Origin of the sequence: Streptomyces lateritius (assembly GCF_014649715.1) — a bacterium.
In the GTDB taxonomy this organism is placed as follows: domain Bacteria; phylum Actinomycetota; class Actinomycetes; order Streptomycetales; family Streptomycetaceae; genus Streptomyces; species Streptomyces lateritius.
In genome coordinates this window covers 91897-114680 of the sequence record NZ_BMTO01000008.1, presented here as the reverse complement: position 1 = coordinate 114680, position 22784 = coordinate 91897, and the positions used below count along the sequence as shown (strand labels likewise).

Genomic DNA, 22784 nt, shown 5'->3' with positions numbered 1-22784 from the left:
TGCTGGAGCCTCATGGACATCGACGTGGGGGAAGACGTGGCGGACGCGGTACGGGTGGTCATCGCCGAGGACTCGGTGTTGCTTCGGGAGGGGCTGACCCGGTTGCTGACCGACCGGGGGCACGAGGTGGTCGCCGGGGTGGGGGACGGGGAGGCGCTGGTGAAGACCGTCGCCGGTCTCGCCGGGGAGAACGCGCTGCCGGACGTGGTGGTCGCGGATGTGCGGATGCCGCCCACCCATACGGACGAAGGCGTACGGGCGGCGGTGCGGCTGCGCAAGGAGTACCCGGGGATCGGGGTCCTCGTCCTCTCGCAGTACGTGGAGGAGCAGTACGCGACCGAGCTGCTCGCCGGCTCCAGCCGGGGCGTGGGCTATCTGCTGAAGGACCGGGTCGCCGAGGTCCGGGAGTTCGTGGACGCGGTGGTCCGGGTGGCCCGCGGCGGCACGGCGCTGGATCCGGAGGTCGTGCAGCAGCTCCTCGGCCGGAGCCGCAAGCAGGACGTGCTGGCGAACCTGACACCCCGGGAACGGGAGGTCCTGGGCCTGATGGCGGAGGGCCGGACGAACTCGGCGGTCGCGAAACAGCTGGTCGTGAGCGACGGCGCGGTGGAGAAGCACGTCAGCAACATCTTCCTGAAACTCGGCCTGTCACCGAGTGACGGGGATCACCGTCGGGTACTCGCGGTGTTGACCTACCTGAATTCCTGACGAGCTGACACGCTGTCAGGTACGGCACTCAGGAGCTCCCGGAGAGGCACCTCCGGGAGTGTCCGAGGGGTGACGGAACGTGACAATTCACGGCAAACGGGCATCTCAAAACGAGGTCCGGGATGCGAGAAGTCCCGAGAAGGCGACCCTCACCGTCGTAGGGTGGGCTTCAGGACGGCCGGTCCGCCGACCGTCTCCCGAGCCCTCTCCGCCTCCGGCGGGGAGACCCCTTGCCGCGAGGGAGGTCCAGTTCAGTGACCAGCCAGGTCAGTAACGAGGCCGGTGAGGCCCTGGTGGGGGAACAGCGCAGCGTCCCCGCAGGGTCCCACCACGGCGAAGAGAAGGAAGTCCGCCGTCTCGATCGGGTGATCATCCGGTTCGCGGGTGACTCCGGTGACGGCATGCAGCTGACGGGTGACCGGTTCACCTCCGAGACGGCGTCCTTCGGGAACGACCTCTCGACGCTGCCGAACTTCCCCGCCGAGATCCGGGCCCCCGCCGGCACGCTGCCGGGTGTCTCCTCGTTCCAGCTGCACTTCGCCGACCACGACATCCTGACCCCCGGCGACGCCCCGAACGTGCTGGTCGCGATGAACCCCGCCGCGCTCAAGGCCAACATCGGCGACGTGCCGCGCGGCAGCGAGATCATCGTCAACACGGACGAGTTCGCCAAGCGCGCCATGGCCAAGGTCGGCTACGAGACCTCCCCCCTGGAGGACGGCTCGCTGGCCGGCTACCGGGTGCATCCGGTCCCGCTGACGACCCTGACGGTCGAGGCGCTGAAGGACTTCGGCCTGCCGAGGAAGGAGGCCGAGCGCAGCAAGAACATGTTCGCCCTCGGCCTGCTCTCCTGGATGTACCACCGGCCGACCGAGGGGACCGAGACCTTCCTGCGGCGGAAGTTCGCCAAGAAGCCGCAGATCGCCGAGGCGAACGTGGCCGCGTTCCGGGCCGGCTGGAACTTCGGCGAGACGACCGAGGACTTCGCCGTCAGCTATGAGGTCGCCCCGGCGACCAAGGCCTTCCCCCCGGGCACCTACCGGAACATCTCCGGCAACCTCGCGCTCTCCTACGGGCTGATCGCCGCGGCCCGGCAGGCGGATCTCCCGCTCTACCTGGGCTCGTACCCGATCACCCCCGCCTCGGACATCCTCCACGAGCTGTCCAGGCACAAGAACTTCGGCGTCCGCACCTTCCAGGCGGAGGACGAGATCGCCGGGATCGGTGCCGCGCTCGGCGCGGCCTTCGGCGGCTCGCTCGCCGTCACCACCACGTCGGGCCCCGGCGTGGCGCTGAAGTCCGAGACGATCGGCCTCGCGGTCTCCCTGGAGCTGCCGCTGCTGATCGTCGACATCCAGCGCGGCGGCCCGTCGACCGGTCTGCCGACCAAGACCGAGCAGGCCGACCTGCTGCAGGCCATGTACGGCCGCAACGGCGAGGCGCCCGTCCCGGTCGTGGCGCCGAGGACCCCCGCCGACTGCTTCGACGCGGCCCTCGACGCGGCCCGGATCGCCCTGACCTACCGCACCCCCGTCTTCCTGCTCTCCGACGGCTACCTCGCCAACGGCTCCGAGCCCTGGCGCATCCCGGACCTCGACGAGCTCCCGGACCTCGCCACCCCGTTCGCCACCGGCCCCAACCACCGGACGGCGGACGGTACGGACGTCTTCTGGCCGTACAAGCGCGACCCGCTGACCCTGGCCCGGCCCTGGGCCGTGCCCGGCACCCCGGGCCTCGAGCACCGCATCGGCGGTATCGAGAAGCAGGACGGCACGGGCAACATCTCGTACGACCCCGCCAACCACGACTTCATGGTCCGCACCCGCCAGGCCAAGATCGACGGCATCCAGGTGCCGGACGTCGAGGCCGACGATCCGGACGGCGCGCGGACGCTCGTCCTCGGCTGGGGCTCGACCTACGGGCCGATCACGGCGGCCGTCCGCCGGCTGCGCCGTGAGGGTCAGCCGGTCGCCCAGGCGCACCTGCGCCACCTCAACCCCTTCCCGAGGAACCTCGGGGAGGTGCTGAAGCGGTACGAGAAGGTCGTGATCCCGGAGATGAACCTGGGCCAGCTCGCCACCCTCGTGCGCGCCCGCTACCTCGTCGACGCACGGTCGTACACGCAGGTCAACGGCATGCCGTTCAAGGCCGAGCAGCTCGCCGCGGCACTCAAGGAGGCCATCGATGTCTGAGTCGCTCCTGAACCTCGTGCCCAAGGCCGAAGCCGCCCAGTCGATGAAGGACTTCAAGTCCGACCAGGAGGTGCGCTGGTGCCCCGGCTGCGGTGACTACGCCGTCCTCGCCGCCGTGCAGGGCTTCATGCCCGAGCTGGGTCTGGCGAAGGAGAACATCGTCTTCGTCTCCGGCATCGGCTGCTCCTCCCGCTTCCCGTACTACATGAACACGTACGGGATGCACTCCATCCACGGCCGGGCCCCCGCCATCGCGACCGGCCTCGCCACCTCGCGCCGCGACCTGTCCGTCTGGGTCGTCACGGGTGACGGCGACGCGCTCTCGATCGGCGGCAACCACCTCATCCACGCGCTGCGCCGCAACGTCAACCTCAAGATCCTGCTCTTCAACAACCGGATCTACGGGCTGACCAAGGGCCAGTACAGCCCGACCAGCGAGGTCGGCAAGATCACCAAGTCGACGCCGATGGGATCGCTCGACGCGCCCTTCAACCCGGTCTCGCTCGCGCTCGGCGCGGAGGCGTCCTTCGTGGCGCGGACGGTGGACTCCGACCGCAAGCACCTCACCGAGGTGCTGCGCCAGGCCGCCGACCACCCCGGCACGGCGCTGGTGGAGATCTACCAGAACTGCAACATCTTCAACGACGGCGCCTTCGAGATCCTCAAGGACAAGGACCAGGCGCAGGAGGCCGTGATCCGCCTGGAGCACGGCCGGCCGATCCGTTTCGGCACCGACCTGACCAAGGGCGTCGTACGGGACCCGGCGACCGGCGATCTGCGGGTCGTCACGGTCACCCCCGAGAACGAGAGCGCCGTCCTCGTCCACGACGCGCACGCCGCCTCCCCGACGACCGCGTTCGCGCTGTCCCGCCTGGCGGACCCGGACACGCTGCACCAGACGCCGATCGGGGTGTTCCGGTCCGTGGAACGGCCGGTGTACGACACGATGATGGCCGACCAGCTGGACACGGCGATCGAGCAGCACGGCAAGGGCGACCTCGGGCAGCTCCTCGCGGGCGGCGACACCTGGACGGTCGTGGGTTAGCCACGCCGGAGAAGTACCGACGACGGGACGGAAGTGAGGGGCGCGGCCGGTACGGCCGCGCCCCTCAGTCGCGCGCGGTGCGCGCCTCGTCGTACGCCTTTCGCGCCTTCTCCACCTCTGGGACCCGCCGCTCCGTCCAGCGTCCCAGCTCCGAGACCTGGCGGGCGGCCTCCGTGCCCAGCTCGGTGAGGCTGTAGTCGACGCGCGGCGGGATGACCGGCTTGGCGTCGCGGTGGACGAAGCCGTCGCGCTCCAGGGTCTGGAGCGTCTGGGTGAGCATCTTCTCGCTGACGCCGCCGATCTCCCGGCGCAGCTCGCTGAAGCGGTGCGAGCGCTCCAGGAGGGTGATCAGGATCAGGACGCCCCAGCGGCTGGTGACGTGCTCCAGGACGAGCCGCGAGGGGCACATCGGGTCCTTGATGTCGGGCTTCGGGCGGGCACCGCCGCCATCCGCTCCGCCACCTGCTCCATCACTTACTCTCATACCAGTACCTTACTTCAAAGTGGGTACTTTCTAATAGTTGGCGCCCGTCGTACGGTGAGTGCGCATCCCGAACGACCCCTCCAGGAGAGAGAGCGCCATGAGCATCGTCGTCACCGGAGCCACCGGACAGCTCGGCCGTCTCGTCATCGACGAGCTGCTGACCCAGGTCCCCGCCGCGTCCGTCGCCGCCGTCGTCCGCGACAAGGAGAAGGCCGCCGACCTCGCGAAGCGCGGTGTCGAACTGCGGATCGCCGACTACGACCGGCCGGAGACCCTCGCGGATGCCTTCGAGGCAGGCGACCGGCTGCTGCTGATCTCCGGCAGCGAGGTGGGGCGTCGCGTGCCGCAGCACGCGGCCGTGATCGACGCCGCGAAGGCCGCGGGCGTCGCCCAGCTCGCGTACACCGGCGTCCTCGGCGGCCCGGAGGCACACTTCGACCTGGCCGCCGAGCACAAGGAGACCGAGCGGCTGATCCTCGACTCGGGCCTGCCGTACACCTTCCTGCGCAACGGCTGGTACACCGAGAACTACACCGCCAACCTCGCCCCCGTCCTCGCGCACGGCGCTGTCGTCGCCAACGCCGGCGAAGGCCGGATCGCCTCCGCCACCCGCGCCGACTACGCGGCCGCGGCCGCCGCCGTCCTGACCGGCCCCGTCGAGGAGCACCGGAACGCGGTCTACGAGCTGAGCGGCGACGTCGCCTGGTCGCTGGCCGAGTACGCGGCCGAGGTCGCCCGCCGGAGCGGCCGGGAGATCGCGTACACCCACGTGCCCGCCGAGACCCACCTGACGATCCTCACCGGCGCGGGCGTGCCGCGACCCTTCGCCGAGATCCTCGTGGACGTGGACCGGGCCGTGGAGCGCGGGGCGCTCGCGCGGCGGACCGGCGACCTCTCCCGGCTGATCGGCCGCCCGACCACGCCGGTCGCCGACACGATCGCCGAGGCGATCGGGGCCGCCCGCGCCTGAAAGTCATGACCGTATTGCGGTACGGACATGACAGGTCGCCCTGCGCGGCGCTACCGTCGACGGGACGGCGCGGCGCAGGGCGGGAGTTTCGATGAAGGAACGCGACGAGGGACGAGCAGGCCTCCTCCACGGGATCGGCGCCTACGGCATGTGGGGACTGGTCCCGCTCTTCTGGCCCCTCCTCAAGCCCGCCGGCGCGATCGAGATCCTCGCCCACCGCATGGTGTGGTCGCTCGCCGTCGTCGGCCTCGCGCTGCTCGTCCTGCGCCGCTGGGGCTGGATGCGGGAGCTGCTGCGCAGCCCGCGCAAGCTGGGCCTGATCGCCGTGGCCGCGGCCGTGATCAGCGTCAACTGGGGCGGCTACATCTGGGCCGTCAACTCCGGCCAGGTCGTCGAGGCCTCGCTCGGCTACTTCATCAACCCCCTCGTCACCATCGCCATGGGCGTCCTGCTCCTGAAGGAGCGGTTGCGGCCCGCGCAGTGGGCGGCGGTCGGGATCGGTTTCGCGGCCGTGCTCGTCCTCGCGATCGGGTACGGGCAGCCGCCCTGGCTCTCGCTGATGCTGGCGTTCTCCTTCGCCGTCTACGGCCTGGTGAAGAAGAAGGTCAACATCGGCGGTCTGGAGTCACTGGCCGCCGAGACCGCGGTCCAGTTCCTGCCGGCCCTCGCGTATCTGCTGTGGCTGGGGGCCGAGGGCTCGGCGACCTTCGGCGCCGAAGGCGCCGGGCACGCGGCCCTGCTCGCCGCGACCGGCATCGTGACGGCCGCGCCGCTCGTCTGCTTCGGGGCGGCGGCGATCCGGGTCCCGCTGTCCACGCTGGGGCTGCTGCAGTACCTGGCGCCCGTCTTCCAGTTCCTCCTGGGCGTCGTCTACTTCCACGAGGCGATGCCGCCGGAGCGGTGGGCGGGCTTCTCCCTGGTCTGGCTGGCCCTGACGATCCTGACGTGGGACGCGCTGCGGACGGCCCGCCGCAGCCGCGCGGCGATCGCGGCGGCCGCGGCGGAAGCGTCGGCGGCCGGGACAGCGGCGGGTGAGACGGGTGCGTCGGCGGGTGCGCCGGTGCCCGCCCTCCCGCTCACCGCACGCGGACACTCCGGCGACGAGACCGGCACGACAGCCCATTCCACCCCATCGGCCCAGCCCGGGCGCTGACCGCAGGCAGCCACGCACGCTCCGGTGTTACGTCGGGAATACGCGGGCCCCAGTCCGTACGGGCCCATCCCGAGCGGAGTGAATGCGTCATGTCGCAGCCCCTCGCACTCTCGGTCGACTTCGGCAGAGGATTCACCGACGCGTGGTCCGCCGTCGCCGAGTTCGTACCGAAGTTCATCGGCTTTCTCGTCATCCTGCTCATCGGCTGGTTCGTGGCGAAGATGATCGCCAAGGTCGCCGACCGGCTGCTGCGGAAGGTCGGCTTCGAGGGAATGGCCGAACGCAGCGGCGTCTCGAACACTCTGCGCGGGTCGAAGTACGACGCCACCGGCATCATCAGCAAGATCCTCTACTACGCGGTCCTGCTGATGGCGCTCCAGCTGGCCTTCGGGGTCTTCGGCCCCAACCCGGTGAGCGTCATGATCAACGGCATCGTCGCCTGGCTGCCGAGGGCGATCGTCGCCTGCGTCATCGTCGTGGTCGCCATGGCCATCGCCCGCGCGGTCCGGGACATCGTCACCGGCGCACTGGGTCAGATGTCGTACGGCAGGGTCGTCGCGACGGCGGCCTGGGCCTTCATCGTCGCGCTCGGCGTCATCGCGGCCCTGAGCCAGGCGGGCATCGCCACCGCCGTGACCGGCCCGGTGCTCGTGGCGGTCCTCGCCACGATGGCGGGCATCATGATCGTGGGCGTCGGCGGTGGTCTGATCACCCCGATGCGGGGACGGTGGGAGCGCTGGCTCGCGGCCGCCGAGACGGAGACGGGTCACGCGAAGGAGCAGCTCTCGGCGTACCAGCGCGGCCGTGAGGACGCGAAGCGCGGAATGCCGGCGCCGCAGGAGCGGATGGACCAGGGCCGAGGACGGGACACGGGTGAGGGCCGCGGGCGCGGGGAGTCGGGGAGGGACCGAGGACCCGACATGGGCCCGGGCCGCGACGAACCCCCGATGGACCCGATGTGACGTCCCGGTCCGACACCCCGGTGCGACGTCCTGACGTGACGGGACGGACGTCCCGGCTCAGGCACCGCCGAGCAGGTCGTGCTCCCGGATCAGCCAGCACACGGCCGTGAGCCGCAGGGTCGCGAAGTCGTACCCGACCGGTTCGGTCCAGTCTGCCTCGGCGAGCCAGTCGGTGAAGCCGAGGACGTAGTCGGAGAGGTCCTCGCGCCGCACGGCCCGCCGCTCGGCCCAGGTCTCGGCCCGGTGCGCCGCCCAGCGCTCCGGCCCCCGCTGGGCGGGGATCAGGGCGTCGCGGACCGCCGCGGCGTGCTGGTCCACGGCAGCCACAAGCCCCGGCTCGAAGGAGAACTCCGAGAGCCGGGGCATGTACGTGGCGGCGACGCCCACCAGCGGGCAGCCGGGCGAATCGTTCATTCCTCCACACTACGGGCGCTTCTCGCCTACGAGACCGTGACCTTGCTCGCAGCCGCGTCACCCCGGATCCCGGCCCCGGACCCGGCCCCGGCGACCTCGACTCGGGACCGCTTCGACCGCCGCAGCCCGGTCGCGGTGACCAGCGCGCCGAGCGCCACCATCACCACCGGTACGACCAGCGCAGCGCGGAACCCGCCGAGACCGCCGCCGGAGATCCCGTACACCGCCGTCACCGCCGAGATGCCGACCGCCGAGCCGAACTGGGTGGCCGTGGTGAGCAGCCCGCTGGCGAGCCCCTGCTCCTCCTCCGCGACACCGTCGGTGGCGGCGATCGTCAGCGGTCCGTACGCCAGGGCGAAGGCGAGACCGGTCAGCAGCAGGGTCGGGAACATCGCCGCGTACGACCAGTCCGGGCCGACCGGCAGGAACAGCGCGTACGAGACGACCGCGAGCACGAACCCGCCGAGGATCACCCGGCCGTTGCCGAAGCGCGCCACGAGCCTCGGCGTCAGCGTCGGGGCGAGCACCGCGTCGACGCCCATGACGACCAGGGCCAGCGCCGTCTCCAGCGAGGACCAGCCGCGCAGCTCCTGGAGGTAGAGCGTGGCCACGAACTGGAACCCGAAGAACGAGCCGACGAACAGCAGCGCCCCCAGGCCGGCGCGGACCGTCGACGCCTTGCGGAGCAGCCCGAGCCGTACGAGCGGGGTGGCGGTCCGGCGTTCGACGGCGACGAAGACGCCGGTGAGGACGAGGCCGGCGACGAGGGCCAGCACGGTCACCGCCCAGCCGTCGAGCCCGTGCTCGAGCCGGACGATCGCGAACGCGAGGAGCAGCATCGCGCCGGCGGCCGTCAGCGCGCCGCCCAGGTCGAACCCGCCGGGCGTCCGCGCGGGCCGCGCCTCCTTCGGGATCAGCCGGAGCGCGGCGAGGAGGATCGCCGCGGCGAGCAGGACCGGAGCGAAGAAGACCCAGCGCCAGCCGAGTTGGGTGAGCAGCCCGCCGATGACGAGCCCGAGGGAGAAGCCGCCCGCCGCCGTGCCGGCGAAGACCAGCAGGGCCTGGTTGCGCTGCGGGCCCTCGGCGTAGGACGTGGTGATGATCGACATCGCGGCCGGGGTCATGAAGGCGGCGGCGACACCGGTCATGAAGCGGGCCAGGATCAGCGTCCAGCCCTCGTTCGCGAAGCCGCCGAGGCCCGAGAAGACGAGGAAGACGGTGAGCCAGCCGAGGAACATCCGGCGGCGGCCGAGGAGGTCGGCGGCGCGACCGCCGAGGAGGGTGAAGCCGGCGTAGCCGAGGACGTACGCGGACATCACCCAGGCCGCGGCGCCGGTGGACAGGTCCAGGTCGGATCTGATGGAGGGCACGGCGACGGCGAGCATGGCGACGTCGACGCCTTCGAGGAAGATCGTCCCGCAGAGGACGAGGAGCAGACTCCAGGCGCGTACGGACACGGCTGTCTCCAGGGCAGGAAGGGGCAGGGTGGTTATCGGCCAGAGGGTCGGTTCCCTCTTGTAACCACCTGCATCCTGCGGCAGCATCAGGTGCCATGGAAGAAGGCACTTCGAAGTCACCGAGTCACTGCGAAGTGACCTATGGAACCGGGCACGTTGAGGACGGCGGGGACACGGACCCGTTCCAGTGGGACACGCGGGAGGACTGTGAGGTACGGCAGATCCTCGACCGAGTCGCAGACAAGTGGTCGTTGCTGGTCATCGCCCTGCTCGACCGGCGCAAGCTGCGCTTCACGGAGCTGCGGCGGGAGATCGACGGCATCAGTCAGCGGATGCTGACGGTGACGCTGCGGCAGCTGGAGCGGGACGGCCTGGTGAAGCGGACGGTGCATCCGGTGGTGCCGCCCCGGGTGGATTACGAACTGACGCCGCTGGGCGGGACGTTGCACACGACGATCCGCTCGCTGGTGACGTGGACGGAGCAGCACCAGAACGAGATCGCGGCGGCGCGGGAGGAGTACGACGCCCGGGAGCGTGCGGAGTCGGAGGCAGCGGCGGTTTCCGTCTGACCCACCACGTCGCCACGTCGCCCCGCCGCCACGTCGCTTCACTCCTGGTGCGTACGGGCCCGGTGGGCGCGGACCTTGTGGCGGTTGCCGCACCGCTCCATGGAGCACCAGCGGCGGCGGCCGGGGCGCGAGGTGTCGACGAACAGCAGGGAGCAGGTGGCGGAGCCGCATTCGCGGATCCGGTCGGCGTCGGCGCCGGTGAGGAGTTCGATCGCGTCGCGGGCGACGGTCGAGAGCAAGGCGGCGGCGGTCGCGCCCGGTGCCCAGGTCCGCTCGCCGTCCGCGGTGATCCGCGCCACGAGCGGGGGGTGGGCGGCGGCCTCGTTGACGGACCCGATGTCTTCCGGCGCGAGGGGCTGCCCGTAGGCGCGGGCCCGGGCGAGCCGCCACAGCGCGTCCCGTATCTCCCGTACGCGCGCGAGTTCGGCCGGCGTGACCGTCGGATCGAGCCCGGGCGCGAGCCGGCACTGCCGGACCCACTCCAGCAGCCCCTCGGCGCGGTCGAGGACTTCGAAGCGGGCGGCCACCGGCCCGGGGCCGCCGGTGACCAGCAGTTCGAGGCAGAGGGCGCCGGCGTCGAAGCGGAACGACTGGCCGTCAGGGTGATTCAGCGTCATCGCCGTTGTGGCCCGCATCATGCAACCACTATAAGTGGTTACATGACAGCGCTCCATTGGAAGCTCGTGATCGACTCCGCCGACCCGCACGCCCAGGCGGCCTTCTGGGCGCGGGCCCTCGGCTATGTGGAGGAGGACCACAGCGCACTCGTCGAGCACCTCCTCGGCCTTGGCGCCGCCCCGCCCGAGGCGACCCTCACGGTCGCCGACCGGCTCGCCTGGCGCGATCTGGCCGCCGTCCGCCATCCGGACGACCCCTTCGAGGAAAAGAGCGGCATGGGCCTCGGCCGCCGCCTCCTCTTCCAGCGCGTCCCGGAGAGGAAGACCGTGAAGAACCGCCTCCACATCGACGTCCACGCCGCCCCCGGCACCCGGGACACGGAGGTGGCACGCCTGGAGGCCCTGGGAGCCTCGTTGCTGCGCCGGGTCGCGGAACAGGGGGGCGAGTGGGTGGTCATGACGGACCCGGAGGGCAACGAGTTCTGCGTGCAGTGAGCTGCGTCGAGCCGCGGCCGAGGGCGTGGTGCGGGGCTCAGGCCCTGCGCACCTCGTAGTGGAAGCAGCCGTGCTCGACCGCTCTGACGTGGACCAGGGCGACCTCGGGATCGGCGAAGGCCTCGGCGAGCGCCGTGTCGAAGCCCTCGGTGGCCGGGTCCGGGATCTGCAGGAGGTGGCCGCCGAGGATGTGGCCGTCGGTGCTGTAGCGGCGCAGGACGCGCAGGGCTCCGGGGCGCGCGAACGGGTACGCCTCCCGGGTTCCGGGGCCCTCGCACGTCTCGGCGTGGATGAAGACCGGGCCCTGTTCGTCGTACGCGCCCGGCTCTGCGCCGGTCACGGCCGCCCAGCGGCGCAGCGGGGCGTACGACACGAGGGCGATCCGCTCGCCGGGGCGGGAGGCTCGCAGGCAGCAGCGGAGCGGAGCCCCGCCCTCCTCGTCGGTGTACGGGACGCAGGGGCGGCCCGCGTCGTCGCGGAGGCGGAGTTCGGCGAGGGCGGCGGGGTCGACGGCGCGTGCGGTGTACGTGGTCATGAACCCAGGCTCACGCGCGCGCGACCTCGCCACCGGCGGCATTCGGACGTGGCGTTCGCCCCACGACGTCCGGCCGGTGACTTCCGATCCGTGCGCCCCGGGCGCGGCACTCGGAGCGGCCCGTCACGTCCCGCGTATCGTCCGCCTGCGGGGGCCCGGAAACCCCGGCAGGAGGTGGTGGTCGTCGTGCGGGAGGCGGAGATCGTCGAGGCGCCGTCCGTGCTCGGGCTGCGGCCGTCCGGGGTGCAGGACTTGCCGGCGGCCCTGCTCGGCGCCGGCCTGCGGGAGCGTCTCGGGGCGGTGGGGGCCGGCAGGGTCGAGGCGCCCGCCTACGACCCCCGGCGCGACGAGGAGACCGGGATCCTCAATCCGGAGGGCATCGCGCGGTACTCCGCCGATCTGGCCGACGCCGTGGACGGCGTCCTCGGCCGAGGGCGCTTCCCCGTCGTCCTGGGCGGTGACTGCAGCGTCCTGCTCGGCGCCCTCCTCGCCCTGCGCCGCCGCGGACGGCACGGCCTGTTGTTCCTCGACGGCCACACCGACTTCTACCAGCCGTCTGCCGAGCCCACCGGCGAGGCGGCCTCGATGGAGCTCGCCCTGGCCACCGGCCGCGGCCCGCGGCTCCTCGCCGACCTCGAAGGCCGCGGCCCCCTGCTGCGCGACGAGGACGTCGTCGCCTTCGGCTTCCGCGACAGCGCCGAGTCGGACGAGGCCGGGATGCAGCCCCTGCCGACCCGGCTGCGCGCGATCGGTCTCGACGAGGTGCGCGCGGTCGGTGCCGGGGCGGCGGCGCGCCGGGCGGTCGGACATCTCACCACCGGCGGCAGAGCCGGATTCTGGGTCCATCTCGACGTCGACGTGCTGGACGACGCCCTCATGCCGGCCGTCGACTACCGCCTCCCCGGCGGTCTGAGCTGGGAGGAACTGGAGACCGTACTCGCCACGGCCCTCGCCGGCGAACACGCCGTGGGGCTGACGGTCACCATCTTCAACCCTCGCCTCGACGCCGACGGGACGAGGGCCGTCCGCCTGGTCGAGTGCCTGGGCCGAGGCTGGTCGGCCCGCCTCGGCGTCCGCTGAGCGAACGCCTCTGACCGGTTTCCGCTCTTGACGGGGTATCAAACTCTCGCTGAACATTCAGCACGCGCAACCGTACGTCGCACAAGCGCACCACGCACAGCTCCAGCGCCTCGTGGCAACCCACGCCCCGGGGCGTCTCGCACGTTCCGTCCCATCCCCAGTTCGGAATTCGGAGCCCCCACATGAACCTCTCCGTACCCAGACGCGCCACCGCGGTCGCCGGTCTCGCCCTCGCCGGCCTCCTGGCCGGTGTCGCGCCCGCCGCCACCGCGCAGCCCCAAGCGGCCCCGGCAGCAGCCGCAGCCGCGCCCGACATCCCGCTCGCCAACGTCAAGCAGCACTTGACGGACCTTCAGTCGATCGCCAACGCCAACGGCGGCAACCGGGCCCACGGCCGTGCCGGCTACAAGGCGTCCATCGACTTCGTGAAGGCCAAGCTGGACGCGGCCGGATTCACCACCACCGTCCAGCAGTTCACGTACAACGGCACCACCGGCTACAACCTGATAGCCGACTGGCCCGGCGGCGACCCGAACCAGGTCCTCATGGCCGGCGCCCACCTCGACTCCGTGTCCTCCGGCGCCGGCATCAACGACAACGGCTCCGGTTCCGCGGCCGTCCTGGAGACCGCGCTCGCCGTCTCCCGGGCCGGCCTTCAGCCCGCCAAGCACCTGCGCTTCGGCTGGTGGGGCGCCGAGGAGCTCGGGCTCGTCGGGTCGAAGTACTACGTCGGCCAGCTGCCCAGCACGGAGCGGGCGAAGTTCTCCGGCTACCTCAACTTCGACATGATCGGGTCGCCGAACCCCGGCTACTTCGTCTACGACGACGACCCCACGATCGAGCAGACCTTCAAGAGCTACTTCGCCGGCATCGGCGTGCCCACCGAGATCGAGACGGAGGGCGACGGCCGTTCCGACCACGCCTCGTTCAAGAACGTCGGCATACCCGTGGGCGGTCTGTTCACCGGCGCCAGCCGGGTGAAGACCAGTGCGCAGGTCCAGAAGTGGGGCGGCACGGCCACGGCCTTCGACCGCTGCTACCACTCCTCCTGCGACACGACCGCGAACATCAACGACACCGCCCTGGACCGCAACAGCGACGCCGTCGCCCACGCGATCTGGAGCCTGTCGGCCGGTACGACCACGCCGCCCGGCAAGGTCTTCGAGAACACCGCCGACGTGGCGATCCCGGACAACGGCGCCGCGGTGACCTCCACGGTCGACGTCACCGGTGTCACCGGCAACGCGCCCGCCACCCTCAAGGTGGGGGTCGACATCGTCCACACCTGGCGCGGTGACGTGGTCGTCGACCTGGTGGCGCCGGACGGCTCGGTCTACAACCTGAAGCCGTTCTCGTCCTCCGACTCGGCGGACAACGTCCAGACCACCTACACGGTCAACGCCTCCAGCGAGGTCGCCAACGGCGCCTGGAAGCTGCGGGCCCAGGACAAGGCCGCGCAGGACACCGGCTACATCAACAGCTTCAAGCTCACGTTCTGATCCCGTAGAACGCGAAAAAAAAGAGCTCCCGGGTGGGTCGGTGACATCAGCCCCGACCCACCCGGGCACCCACTCCCGTACGGAAACCGTCTACTTGCCGGCGTTCGCCGCGTCCACCAGCGCGTCCTTGGTGACCGCGCCGACGTAGACCTTGCCGTCGTCCGTCATCAGGGCGTTGACGAGCTTGGTCTTGAAGACCGTGCCCGAGCCGAACTTCCCGCTGACCCTGTCCCCGAGCGCGTCGAGGAAGCCCTTGACCTCCGCCGGGGCCTCGTCGGTCTTCGGCGCCGGGGAACCGGTCTCCAGCTTCGCGATCGACGTCCAGCCCTCGCCGATGACGTTGAGGCCACCCTTGGAACCGGTGAACTCCTCGAACCCCTTCTCGAGGCCCTTGAGCTCCTCCTCGCCCGCCTTCTCGCGCTCGGCGGCGTCGCCCTCGGTCACCTTCGCGCCCTTCGGCGCCTTGAAGTCGAACGTCGACGCCGCCGGCCGGCCGAAGTCGATCTTCGTGAAGCCCGCGTCGACGACCGGCTTGCCGCCCTCGACCGAGGTGAGCGTGAACTTCAGCGGTGTGCCGTTCCGGGCGTCCACCGCGACCTTCACGGACTCGACCGTCGAGCCGCTCTGCTTCGGCTTGATCACCAGCTGGTACGCGTCCCGGCCGGCGACCTTCGCCGTCCCGCCCACGGTGATCGACGTCGTGTCGCCCGCCGCCTCGAGGATCCGGTCCGCCAGCTCCTTCGGGGTGCCGGGGAGCTCCTTCTCGGGCGCCTCGCCCTTCGCGCCCTCGGTCTTCTCGTGGAACGCCTCGTTCGACTTGCTGTCGTACGCCCACACGTCGTCGCCGTTGTGGATCAGGCTGTACTCGTCCGAGCCGTCCAGGATCGTCAGCTTCTGCCGGTCCGGGCCGTCGGCGGCCACGCGCAGCGTGTGCGTGCCCGAGGCGAGCTGGGTCAGCTTGTCCTGCGGGTCGGCGGACGACGCACCGCCGCCTCCGGCGCCTGCCAGGGCTCCGTCGAGCAGCCCCGCGAAGGACGGCAGCCCCAGGTCGGTGCTCACCTTGATCGTGCCGGAGAGCGTCTGGGTGTCCGAGGCGGCGATCTTCTCGATGAGCTCCTGGGCCGTGATCTTCGGCAGCTCCGGGTCGCCGGACGCCGCGAGGGCCGGGACGAGCCCGATCGTAGCGGCGGCCACGCCGGCCACCGCGACCGGGACGACGTAGCGGCTCGCCCTGCGCCGGGTCGCCGTCTGCGTGGCGCCCGCGCCGCTCATGCCGTCCGCGCCGCCGATACCGTCCGTGCTGTCGTTCGGTGCCATGGTTGTCCTACCTCCGTGGTCGATGACTCCATCTGACCAAATCGGCGGTACGGAATCGTCAGACTCCGGGCTCAACCTCGTGTACTGCTACGGGATGACGGAACCCTGAGACTCCCTGGAGGTCGTGTCCGGAAAGCAGCGGCGTCCGCCCGCAGGGCAGGGCCCGCGGCGTCCGGTGCGGGCGATCGAGAAGGCGGAGGGCCGCCCTCGTACCGGGCGTACTCGGGTGATCCCGGCGACGCGGCGAGTGTGCGTGCCAGGCGTCGCGGGCCAGGCGGGACTTCACGGACACGGCCCTAGCCCGCGCGGTGGACCACCGCGTCGCACAGCTCCGCCAGGGCCGACTTCGGGTACCCGTCGGGCAGCGGCGCCAGCATCGCCCGCGCCTCCTCGGCGTAGCGCACGGTGTCGCGGCGGGCCTGTTCCAGGGCCGGGTGGACCCGCAGCCGCCGCAGGGCCTCCGCGTGCCGTGCGTCGTCGGCGAGGCCGCCGTCGATCAGCTCGACCAGCTCCACGTCCTCCGGGCGCCCGTGGGCGGCCGCGGCGGCCCGCAGGCGGAGGACGGGGAGGGTGGGGATGCCCTCGCGGAGGTCGGTGCCCGGGGTCTTGCCGGACTCGTGGGAGTCGGAGGCGATGTCCAGGACGTCGTCGGCGAGCTGGAAGGCGACTCCGAGCCGCTCACCGTACTGGGTGAGGGTGTCGACGACGCTCTCGTCGGCGCCGGCCATCATCGCGCCGAAGCGGCAGGAGACGGCGACGAGCGAGCCGGTCTTGCCGCCGAGGACGTCGAGGTAGTGGTCGACCGGGTCGCGGTCGCCCTGCGGGCCGGCCGTCTCCAGGATCTGGCCGGTGACCAGCCGTTCGAACGCCTCGGACTGGATTCGTACGGCCTCGGGTCCGAGATCCGCGAGCGTGTGCGAGGCGCGGGCGAAGAGGAAGTCACCCGTGAGGACGGCGATGGAGTTGCCCCAGCGGGTGTTCGCGCTCGGGACACCGCGCCGCACGTCCGCCTCGTCCATGACGTCGTCGTGGTAGAGCGTGGCCAGGTGGGTCAGCTCGACGACGACGGCCGAGGGCACGACACCGGGCGCGTAGGGGTCGCCGAACTGGGCGGCGAGCATCACGAGCAGCGGCCGGAATCGCTTGCCGCCGGCCAGGACGAGGTGCTGCGCGGCCTCCGTGATGAACGGGATCTCGCTCTTGGTGGCGTCGAGGAGCCCTGCCTCCACGGCCGCCAACCCGGCCTGGACATCGGCCTCGAGAGCCTGGTCCCGCACGCTAAGACCGAACGGCCCGACGACGGTCACGAGGGGGTCTCCTGTCTGCTGACGCCTGGTCCAGCGTCTGCTGTCACGCCTGCTGGCACTGCCGACGATCACACGGATTGTCGATGTGTCGCTCGATTCACTCAAGTCAGCGTATCCGGTCGCCTTTCGATCACCATGGGCGCCTTCCCGCCACCCCCGGTATGTTCGTGATCAGCTCATACGATCAGGAGTGCGCCTTTTGTCCCGAACAGTGATCGATATCGACACGGACGGTGAGCGGCCACCGCCCGAGGAAGATCATGCCCTCTTCGCCCCGTCGAAGGACTTGTTCCGGCTGCGCCGCACCACGCACCCCGTCCACTGAGTTCCCCCCGCCCAGGGCCTCCCGAGGAGGTGTCCGCACCGTGAAGATCCGCACCGAGTTCCCGTACGAGACCGTCCACGACGACGTCCGCATCCCCATGGCGGACGGCACACGGCTGTACGCCCGGATCTGGAGGCCGGTCACCGACGCGCCCGTCCCCGCCCTGCTGGAGTACCTGCCCCACCGCCTCACCGACTGGACCGCGCCCCGCGACTGGCAGCGCCACCCCTGGTACGCCGGGCACGGCTACGCCTCCGTACGCGTCGACGTGCGCGGCCACGGCAACAGCGAGGGCCTGCCGGGTGACGAGTACGACGCGACCGAGCTGGCCGACGGCGTGGCGGTGGTGAACTGGCTCGCCGAGCAGGACTGGTGCACCGGCAAGGTCGGCATGTTCGGGATCTCCTGGGGCGGCTTCAACTCGCTCCAGATCGCCGCGCTCGCCCCCGAGCCGCTGAAGGCGGTCGTCACCGTCTGCTCGACCGACGACCGCTACGACAACGACGTCCACTACATGGGCGGCTCCGTCCTCGCCGTGGACATGCACGCCTGGGCCGCGACCATGCTCGCCTTCGTCTCCCGCCCGCCCGACCCGCGGTACGCCGGTGAGACGTGGCGCGAGATGTGGCTGGAGCGCCTGGAGGCGGTCGACCCCTTCCTCCACACCTGGCTCGCCCACCAGACCCGCGACGACTACTGGAAGCACGGCAGCGTCTGCGAGGACTACGGCGCCATCGAGGCGGCCGTCCTCGCGGTCGGCGGCTGGCACGACCCGTACCGGGACACCGTGCTCCGGCTGGTCGAGCACCTCCCCCAGGACCGCGTCCGCGGGATCATCGGCCCCTGGTCCCACCAGTACCCCGACCGGGGCCTGCCGCCGGGGCCGGCGATCGGCTTCTTCCAGGAGACGCTGCGCTGGTGGGACCACCACCTCAAGGGCGCGGACAACGACGTGATGGCGGAGCCGCTGCTGCGCTCCTGGATCAGCGACTCGCACCCGCCCGCCACGGTGTACGAGAAGCTGCCGGGCCGCTGGGTCGCCGACCCCGCCTGGCCGTCCCCGCACGTCACCCCGGTGACGTACGCCTTCCAGGGGGAGCCGGTCCTGGTCCGCTCCCCGCAGCGGACCGGCCTGGACGCCGGGCGCTTCTTCCCCTTCGGCAACGACGCCGACCTGCCGCCCGACCAGCGCGGCGAGGACGCCCACTCGGCCTGCTTCGACTTCGTGGTCCCCGCGGGCGGCCCACCCGTGGAGATCCTGGGCCGGCCCCGGGTGAGCCTCTCCCTGCGCGCGGGCGCCCCCACGGGTCAGGTGATCGCCCGCCTCTGCGACGTCGCCCCGGACGGCTCCTCGACCCTGGTCACCCGGGGGGCGCTCAACCTCTCCGCCCGCCACGGCCGCGACCGGGTGGTGCAGGCGCGGGTCGGGGCGGGCGAGGAGGTCGTCTTCGAGCTGAACGGCATCGGCCACACCTTCCCGCCCGGCCACCGGGTCCGCCTCGCGGTCTCCTCCGCGTACTGGCCGTGGATCTGGCCCCAGCCGGACGCGGAGGGCTTCACCCTCGATCCGGCCCCCTCCCACCTGACCCTGCCCGTCCGCCGCCCCACCCGGGACAGGCTCGTGTGGCAGGAACCGGAGCAGTCCGAACCCCTCGGCGTGAGCTTCCCGGCGACGCTGGAGGAACCCCGCCCGGAGCGGCTGGTGGTACGCGACGTCGCGAAGGGCGAGTGGCGCCTGGAGGTCGACCCCCGCCACGGCGGTACGCGGGTCTACCCGGACGGCCTGGAATGCACCGAGGAAGCCCTGGAGACGTACACGATCACGGAGGACGACCCGTTGTCGGCCCACACCCGCTCGGACTGGTCGATCCGGCTGCACCGACCGGAAATGGCGTGGGACGTCACGATCGACACACGTTCCGAAATCTCGTGCGAGGCGGAGGAATTCGTCACGTCGAACGAGGTGGTGTGCAAGGAGGGCGGGGAAGTCCTCTTCCACCGCACCTGGGAAAAGCGCATTCCGCGTACGGCGGGGTGAACGAAAAGGAAAGTCCCCGCGCCCCGAAAGGGGCGCGGGGACATTCGCTCACTGCTGTCAGGCGTCGACGCCGGCGTTGCGGCGACGGACGAAGAACATCGCGCCGGCGCCGAGGACGACGGCCGCGCCACCCGCCATGGCGATCTGCGGAACCGCCGAGTCGGAACCGGTCTCGGCGAGCGAACCGGTGGTGCCGTTGTTGGTCACCGGCGTGTTCGAGGAACCGCCCTGCTGGGTGGTGCCGGTGTTGCCGGGCTTGGCCGTGGCGTCGTCCACCTTGCCCGGCTCGGTGCCCTTGGCGAGGATGCTGAAGTCGTAGATCTCCACGTCCGGCGTGCCACCGCAGGACTCGTCCTCGTTCCAGAAGTCACCCGCGACGAAGGCGGCGCCCTGGCCGGCCGGGGTGTCCGCGTCGACCTTCAGCCGCAGCTTGACGTCGACCGAGGACTTGGCGCCCACCGCGCCGATGAACAGGCTCTCGCCCGGGTCGACGTCCTGCCACTTGGCGTTGCCGGCGGTGGCCCACTCCAGGTCCAGGTACGTGTCGAGCTCCTTGATGCCCTTCGCGTCGAAGGCGTGGACGGCGGCGTACGGGTACACCTCGTCCATCTTCTTGTCGGTGCCGTTGGTCACCCGCAGGGTGAAGTCGACGGTCGTACCGGCGACGACCTTCTCGGGCAGACCGTGGACGACGGTGGTGAACCGGGACTCGGGGAAGCAGTCCTCGTGCGGCGGCTCCTCCTCGCCCGGCTCCTCACCCTCCTCAGCCAGGGCGTCGGCGAGCGCCTTCTCGGCGGCCTTCAGCGTCTTGAGGGCCACCTCCTTGGTGGACGTCGCCGTGGCGAGCGTGGTGAAGGCGGCGACCTTGGCGTCCTCGAGGGCCTTCACGGCCGCGGTCACCTTGGTGTCGGCGGCGGTCTTGGCGGCGGCGGCGGTCTCCGCGGCCGTCTTGGCCTCGTCGAGCTCCTTCTGTGCCTCGGCCTTGGCCGCCTCGTCGGTGGCCGCGTCCAGCTTGGCCTGGGCGGTGGTGACCTTCTCGTCGGCCTTGACCTTGTCCTCGGCGGCCTTCGCCGCGAGTTCCCTGGTCTCGCGGACGTGGATCTGAAGCCCGTTCTCCGGGTCGATCAGCGCCTCGATCGCCTTCCTGGCGTCGGACTCGGCGATGACGGCGATGTCGTACGCCGTCTGGGCGGCGGTGACCGCGGCCTTCAGCTGCTCGATCGTCGGCTTCTGGTCCTGCGTCTGCGCCGGCGCGGTCGGCTTGGTGTCGGCGAAGGCCGGGGCCGCCGAGAGGAAGACGACCGGTGTCGTCACGGCGGCGGCCACGGCGGTCGCGAGAATGCGGCGGATCTTCAAGGTGGACCTTTTCTGGTCGAAGAAGAAGATGAAAGAAAGGGGGGTCACGCCTGCGGGGGACTTCACGCGAGCGCGACCGTCGCCGAGATCGTATGACCCGAATAAGTCCGCGGAACAGCGGCAATTGGATGCCCTCGGACGCACAGTCGGCACACAGGCCGAATAAAGCCCCTCGAACATGGACAGTTGTGCACATGGGCCCCACTTTTTGTGTGACCCATGTCATCCGCGCCCCGCGCCCCGCCCCGTAACGTGTCCCCCACACCCGTGGAAAGCGAGGCAAGCACCGATGCCCGAGCAGTCCCCGCTCGACCTGGCCGAGGGCGATCCCTTCGGCCCGCACAACCTTCCGTACGGCGTCTTCTCCACCGCCGACGAGCCCGGCCGGCGGAGGGTCGGGGTCCGCATCGGCGGTCATGTCCTCGACGCGGGAGCCGCCGCGCACGCGCTCGGCTCCCCCTACGCCGCGCTGCTCGCCCAGCCCTCTCTGAACGCGCTGCTCGCGGCCGGCCGCACCGCCTGGCGCGATGTGCGCAGGGCGCTGACCGCCTGGGTGACGGTGCCCGCGCACCGGCCCGACATAGAGCCGCTGCTGCACCCGCTGGACTCCGTCACCCTGCACCTGCCGTTCGAGGTCGCGGACTACGTCGACTTCTACGCGAGCGAGCACCACGCCACGAACGTGGGCCGCATCTTCCGCCCCGACGGCGACGCGCTCACCCCCAACTGGAAGCACCTGCCCATCGGTTACCACGGGCGCGCCGGCACGGTCGTCGTCTCCGGCACCGATGTCGTACGCCCCGCCGGGCAGCGCAAGGCGCCCACCGACCCGGCACCGGTCTTCGGCCCGTCGGTGAAGCTGGACATCGAGGCGGAGGTCGGCTTCGTCGTCGGCACCCCCTCCACCCTCGGCACGCCGGTCCCGCTCGGCGACTTCCGTGAGCACGTCTTCGGACTGACGCTGCTCAACGACTGGTCGGCCCGCGACATCCAGGCCTGGGAGTACGTACCGCTCGGCCCGTTCCTCGGGAAGTCGTTCACGACCTCCGTCTCGGCCTGGGTGACCCCCTTGGAGGCCCTGGACGCGGCACGCGTCGACCCGCCGGCCCGGGACGCCGGCCTGCTGCCGTACCTCGACGACTCCGCCGAGGAGGAGCCCGGCGGCTTCGATCTGCGGATCACGGTCCGGATCAACGGCGAGGTGGTCTCCGAGCCGCCGTTCTCCACGATGTACTGGACGGCCGCCCAGCAGCTCGCCCACATGACGGTCAACGGCGCCTCGCTGCGGACCGGTGACCTGTACGGCTCCGGCACGGTCTCCGGGCCCGAGGTGCACCAGCGCGGCTCGCTCCTCGAACTGACCTGGAACGGCCGCGACCCCCTGGAGCTGCCCACCGGCAAGCGCACCTTCCTGGAGGACGGCGACGAGGTCACGCTCGCCGCGTGGGCGCCGGGCCCGGACGGCACGCAGGTCGCGCTCGGCGAGGTGAGCGGCCGGATCGTGGCCGCGCCGGGCGCCTGATCGCGCGCGTCCCGAACGGGTCACCCGGCGTGCGGTGACCCGTTCGGCCGCCCATGCTGCTCACTGTGGGAACAGGGGAGAGCCCACTCGTCCGGCGCCCCGCTCAGGGGCGCGCGCACCCCGCCCAAGGAGCAACGCGATGCCCGTACGCCCCCGTCCGCTCATAGCCACGCTCGCCCTCGCCGCCGCCGTCTCGTCGGCCCTGGTGACGGCTCCGGCCTCGGCGGCGGCCTCGGCCGTGAAAGGCAACGACTGGCCCCACCCGGACCTGACCAAGGCCTACAACGCCACGGTGAAGTACACGTCCGAGCAGGCCGCCCTGAACGACGGCTACCTCCGGACAGACGAGTGCGTCGAGGACCCGACGCTCGGCGGCATGGGCTACCACTACGTCAAGCCCGCGCACATCGGCTCCACCGACCCGACCAGGCCCGCCGCTCTGCTCTACGAGGACGACCACCACGGCAAGCGGCAGCTGGTCGCGGTCGAGTACATCGTTCTCAACACGGGCCAACCGCGCCCGCGGATGTTCGACCGGGACTTCGACGGGCCGGCCGTCCTCCCCGGCCTGGGAAGCCACTACTCCCTGCACGCCTGGATCTTCAAGAAGAACCCGAAGGGCGTGTTCACGCCGTACAACCCGAGGGTGACGTGCGACTGCCCGCCTGACATGGCGAAGCCGTAGGCATGCGTCAGGGCCCGGCCCTCGCTCACGCGGGGACCGGGCCCTGTCAAGCAG

Annotated in this window: 22 protein-coding genes; 14 read left to right on the top strand and 8 right to left on the bottom strand. The window is 71.3% G+C overall.

From position 1 onward, the window contains the following. The first annotated feature begins 12 nt into the window (after window positions 1–12). The 3 genes from IE136_RS17750 to IE136_RS17740 all read left to right on the top strand — a co-directional run bounded on the left by IE136_RS17750 (window position 13) and on the right by IE136_RS17740 (window position 3945). Window positions 13–708, top strand: coding sequence for a response regulator transcription factor (locus IE136_RS17750; protein ID WP_158989251.1), 696 nt, complete (start codon window positions 13–15; stop codon window positions 706–708). Between the two features lie 254 nt (window positions 709–962). Next, the gene (locus IE136_RS17745; RefSeq protein ID WP_189600837.1) at window positions 963–2900 is read left to right on the top strand and encodes a 2-oxoacid:acceptor oxidoreductase subunit alpha; all 1938 of its coding nucleotides are present in this window, start codon (window positions 963–965) and stop codon (window positions 2898–2900) included. Continuing rightward, window positions 2893–3945 (top strand): 2-oxoacid:ferredoxin oxidoreductase subunit beta, encoded by a 1053-nt coding sequence (locus IE136_RS17740; protein ID WP_189600836.1) that lies wholly within the window; start codon window positions 2893–2895, stop codon window positions 3943–3945. Before IE136_RS17745 ends, IE136_RS17740 begins: the two co-directional genes overlap by 8 nt. A 64-nt stretch (window positions 3946–4009) precedes the next feature. Here IE136_RS17740 and IE136_RS17735 read toward each other — a convergent pair whose 3' ends face one another. After that, window positions 4010–4429: a winged helix-turn-helix transcriptional regulator gene (locus tag IE136_RS17735; RefSeq protein ID WP_189600835.1), complete on the bottom strand. Its 420-nt coding sequence runs from the start codon at window positions 4427–4429 to the stop codon at window positions 4010–4012. A 97-nt stretch (window positions 4430–4526) separates the two neighbouring features. Here IE136_RS17735 and IE136_RS17730 point away from each other — a divergent pair, with 97 nt between their 5' ends. The 3 genes from IE136_RS17730 to IE136_RS17720 all read left to right on the top strand — a co-directional run bounded on the left by IE136_RS17730 (window position 4527) and on the right by IE136_RS17720 (window position 7514). Beyond that, window positions 4527–5399, top strand: coding sequence for an NAD(P)H-binding protein (locus IE136_RS17730; protein ID WP_158989245.1), 873 nt, complete (start codon window positions 4527–4529; stop codon window positions 5397–5399). Between the two features lie 91 nt (window positions 5400–5490). Continuing rightward, the gene (gene rarD / locus IE136_RS17725; protein WP_229818935.1) at window positions 5491–6552 is read left to right on the top strand and encodes an EamA family transporter RarD; all 1062 of its coding nucleotides are present in this window, start codon (window positions 5491–5493) and stop codon (window positions 6550–6552) included. 89 nt (window positions 6553–6641) lie between these two features. Continuing rightward, window positions 6642–7514 (top strand): mechanosensitive ion channel family protein, encoded by an 873-nt coding sequence (locus IE136_RS17720; protein ID WP_189600834.1) that lies wholly within the window; start codon window positions 6642–6644, stop codon window positions 7512–7514. 57 nt (window positions 7515–7571) lie between these two features. On the opposite strand, the gene IE136_RS17715 is transcribed toward IE136_RS17720, so the two are convergent. Then, on the bottom strand, window positions 7572–7928 hold the full coding sequence (locus tag IE136_RS17715) for a DUF6401 family natural product biosynthesis protein (protein WP_158989241.1): 357 nt from the start codon (window positions 7926–7928) through the stop codon (window positions 7572–7574). 26 nt (window positions 7929–7954) lie between these two features. Then, window positions 7955–9385 carry an MFS transporter gene (locus tag IE136_RS17710; protein WP_229818934.1) on the bottom strand — a complete coding sequence of 477 codons (1431 nt, stop codon included), beginning with the start codon at window positions 9383–9385 and terminating at the stop codon, window positions 7955–7957. Window positions 9386–9480: 95 nt separating this feature from the next. On the opposite strand from IE136_RS17710, the gene IE136_RS17705 reads away from it, so the two are divergent. After that, window positions 9481–9954: a winged helix-turn-helix transcriptional regulator gene (locus IE136_RS17705; RefSeq protein ID WP_189600832.1), complete on the top strand. Its 474-nt coding sequence runs from the start codon at window positions 9481–9483 to the stop codon at window positions 9952–9954. Window positions 9955–9992: 38 nt separating this feature from the next. Here IE136_RS17705 and IE136_RS17700 read toward each other — a convergent pair whose 3' ends face one another. Continuing rightward, window positions 9993–10592: a CGNR zinc finger domain-containing protein gene (locus IE136_RS17700; RefSeq protein ID WP_229818933.1), complete on the bottom strand. Its 600-nt coding sequence runs from the start codon at window positions 10590–10592 to the stop codon at window positions 9993–9995. 21 nt (window positions 10593–10613) lie between these two features. On the opposite strand from IE136_RS17700, the gene IE136_RS17695 reads away from it, so the two are divergent. Next, complete coding sequence (locus IE136_RS17695; protein WP_158989235.1) at window positions 10614–11066, top strand: VOC family protein; 453 nt, start codon at window positions 10614–10616, stop codon at window positions 11064–11066. 37 nt (window positions 11067–11103) lie between these two features. Here IE136_RS17695 and IE136_RS17690 read toward each other — a convergent pair whose 3' ends face one another. Beyond that, window positions 11104–11601, bottom strand: coding sequence for a DUF1203 domain-containing protein (locus tag IE136_RS17690; RefSeq protein ID WP_158989233.1), 498 nt, complete (start codon window positions 11599–11601; stop codon window positions 11104–11106). Between the two features lie 177 nt (window positions 11602–11778). On the opposite strand from IE136_RS17690, the gene IE136_RS17685 reads away from it, so the two are divergent. Together IE136_RS17685 and IE136_RS17680 are read left to right on the top strand one after the other, a co-directional pair. Beyond that, window positions 11779–12681, top strand: coding sequence for an arginase family protein (locus tag IE136_RS17685; RefSeq protein ID WP_229818932.1), 903 nt, complete (start codon window positions 11779–11781; stop codon window positions 12679–12681). Window positions 12682–12863: 182 nt separating this feature from the next. Beyond that, complete coding sequence (locus IE136_RS17680) at window positions 12864–14180, top strand: M28 family peptidase (RefSeq protein WP_158989231.1); 1317 nt, start codon at window positions 12864–12866, stop codon at window positions 14178–14180. A gap of 90 nt (window positions 14181–14270) precedes the next feature. Here the strand turns inward: IE136_RS17680 and IE136_RS17675 are convergent, their stop codons facing one another. Together IE136_RS17675 and IE136_RS17670 are read right to left on the bottom strand one after the other, a co-directional pair. Continuing rightward, the gene (locus IE136_RS17675; RefSeq protein WP_373309083.1) at window positions 14271–15497 is read right to left on the bottom strand and encodes a LolA family protein; all 1227 of its coding nucleotides are present in this window, start codon (window positions 15495–15497) and stop codon (window positions 14271–14273) included. A gap of 296 nt (window positions 15498–15793) precedes the next feature. Next, complete coding sequence (locus IE136_RS17670; RefSeq protein ID WP_158989229.1) at window positions 15794–16804, bottom strand: polyprenyl synthetase family protein; 1011 nt, start codon at window positions 16802–16804, stop codon at window positions 15794–15796. A 199-nt stretch (window positions 16805–17003) separates the two neighbouring features. On the opposite strand from IE136_RS17670, the gene IE136_RS36445 reads away from it, so the two are divergent. After that, entirely contained in the window at window positions 17004–17129 is a 126-nt protein-coding gene (locus tag IE136_RS36445) for a hypothetical protein (protein WP_268247939.1), read from the top strand. 40 nt (window positions 17130–17169) lie between these two features. Continuing rightward, entirely contained in the window at window positions 17170–19167 is a 1998-nt protein-coding gene (locus IE136_RS17665; protein WP_189600831.1) for a CocE/NonD family hydrolase, read from the top strand. 57 nt (window positions 19168–19224) lie between these two features. Here IE136_RS17665 and IE136_RS17660 read toward each other — a convergent pair whose 3' ends face one another. Continuing rightward, on the bottom strand, window positions 19225–20571 hold the full coding sequence (locus IE136_RS17660) for an LAETG motif-containing sortase-dependent surface protein (protein WP_229818931.1): 1347 nt from the start codon (window positions 20569–20571) through the stop codon (window positions 19225–19227). Window positions 20572–20812: 241 nt separating this feature from the next. On the opposite strand from IE136_RS17660, the gene fahA reads away from it, so the two are divergent. Together fahA and IE136_RS17650 are read left to right on the top strand one after the other, a co-directional pair. Then, window positions 20813–22045, top strand: a complete 1233-nt coding sequence (gene fahA, locus IE136_RS17655; RefSeq protein WP_158989225.1) for a fumarylacetoacetase — start codon at window positions 20813–20815, stop codon at window positions 22043–22045. Window positions 22046–22184: 139 nt separating this feature from the next. Then, window positions 22185–22730, top strand: coding sequence for a hypothetical protein (locus IE136_RS17650; protein ID WP_158989223.1), 546 nt, complete (start codon window positions 22185–22187; stop codon window positions 22728–22730). Window positions 22731–22784 lie beyond the last annotated feature (54 nt).

Coding starts and splice junctions, on each gene's coding strand:
- IE136_RS17750 (WP_158989251.1), top strand. CDS start 13: ATGGACATCGACGTGGGGGAAGACGTGGCGGACGCGGTACGGGTGGTC.
- IE136_RS17740 (WP_189600836.1), top strand. CDS start 2,893: ATGTCTGAGTCGCTCCTGAACCTCGTGCCCAAGGCCGAAGCCGCCCAG.
- IE136_RS17735 (WP_189600835.1), bottom strand. CDS start 4,429: ATGAGAGTAAGTGATGGAGCAGGTGGCGGAGCGGATGGCGGCGGTGCC.
- IE136_RS17730 (WP_158989245.1), top strand. CDS start 4,527: ATGAGCATCGTCGTCACCGGAGCCACCGGACAGCTCGGCCGTCTCGTC.
- rarD (WP_229818935.1), top strand. CDS start 5,491: ATGAAGGAACGCGACGAGGGACGAGCAGGCCTCCTCCACGGGATCGGC.
- IE136_RS17720 (WP_189600834.1), top strand. CDS start 6,642: ATGTCGCAGCCCCTCGCACTCTCGGTCGACTTCGGCAGAGGATTCACC.
- IE136_RS17715 (WP_158989241.1), bottom strand. CDS start 7,928: ATGAACGATTCGCCCGGCTGCCCGCTGGTGGGCGTCGCCGCCACGTAC.
- IE136_RS17705 (WP_189600832.1), top strand. CDS start 9,481: ATGGAAGAAGGCACTTCGAAGTCACCGAGTCACTGCGAAGTGACCTAT.
- IE136_RS17700 (WP_229818933.1), bottom strand. CDS start 10,592: ATGATGCGGGCCACAACGGCGATGACGCTGAATCACCCTGACGGCCAG.
- IE136_RS17695 (WP_158989235.1), top strand. CDS start 10,614: ATGACAGCGCTCCATTGGAAGCTCGTGATCGACTCCGCCGACCCGCAC.
- IE136_RS17690 (WP_158989233.1), bottom strand. CDS start 11,601: ATGACCACGTACACCGCACGCGCCGTCGACCCCGCCGCCCTCGCCGAA.
- IE136_RS17680 (WP_158989231.1), top strand. CDS start 12,864: ATGAACCTCTCCGTACCCAGACGCGCCACCGCGGTCGCCGGTCTCGCC.
- IE136_RS17675 (WP_373309083.1), bottom strand. CDS start 15,497: ATGGCACCGAACGACAGCACGGACGGTATCGGCGGCGCGGACGGCATG.
- fahA (WP_158989225.1), top strand. CDS start 20,813: ATGCCCGAGCAGTCCCCGCTCGACCTGGCCGAGGGCGATCCCTTCGGC.
- IE136_RS17650 (WP_158989223.1), top strand. CDS start 22,185: ATGCCCGTACGCCCCCGTCCGCTCATAGCCACGCTCGCCCTCGCCGCC.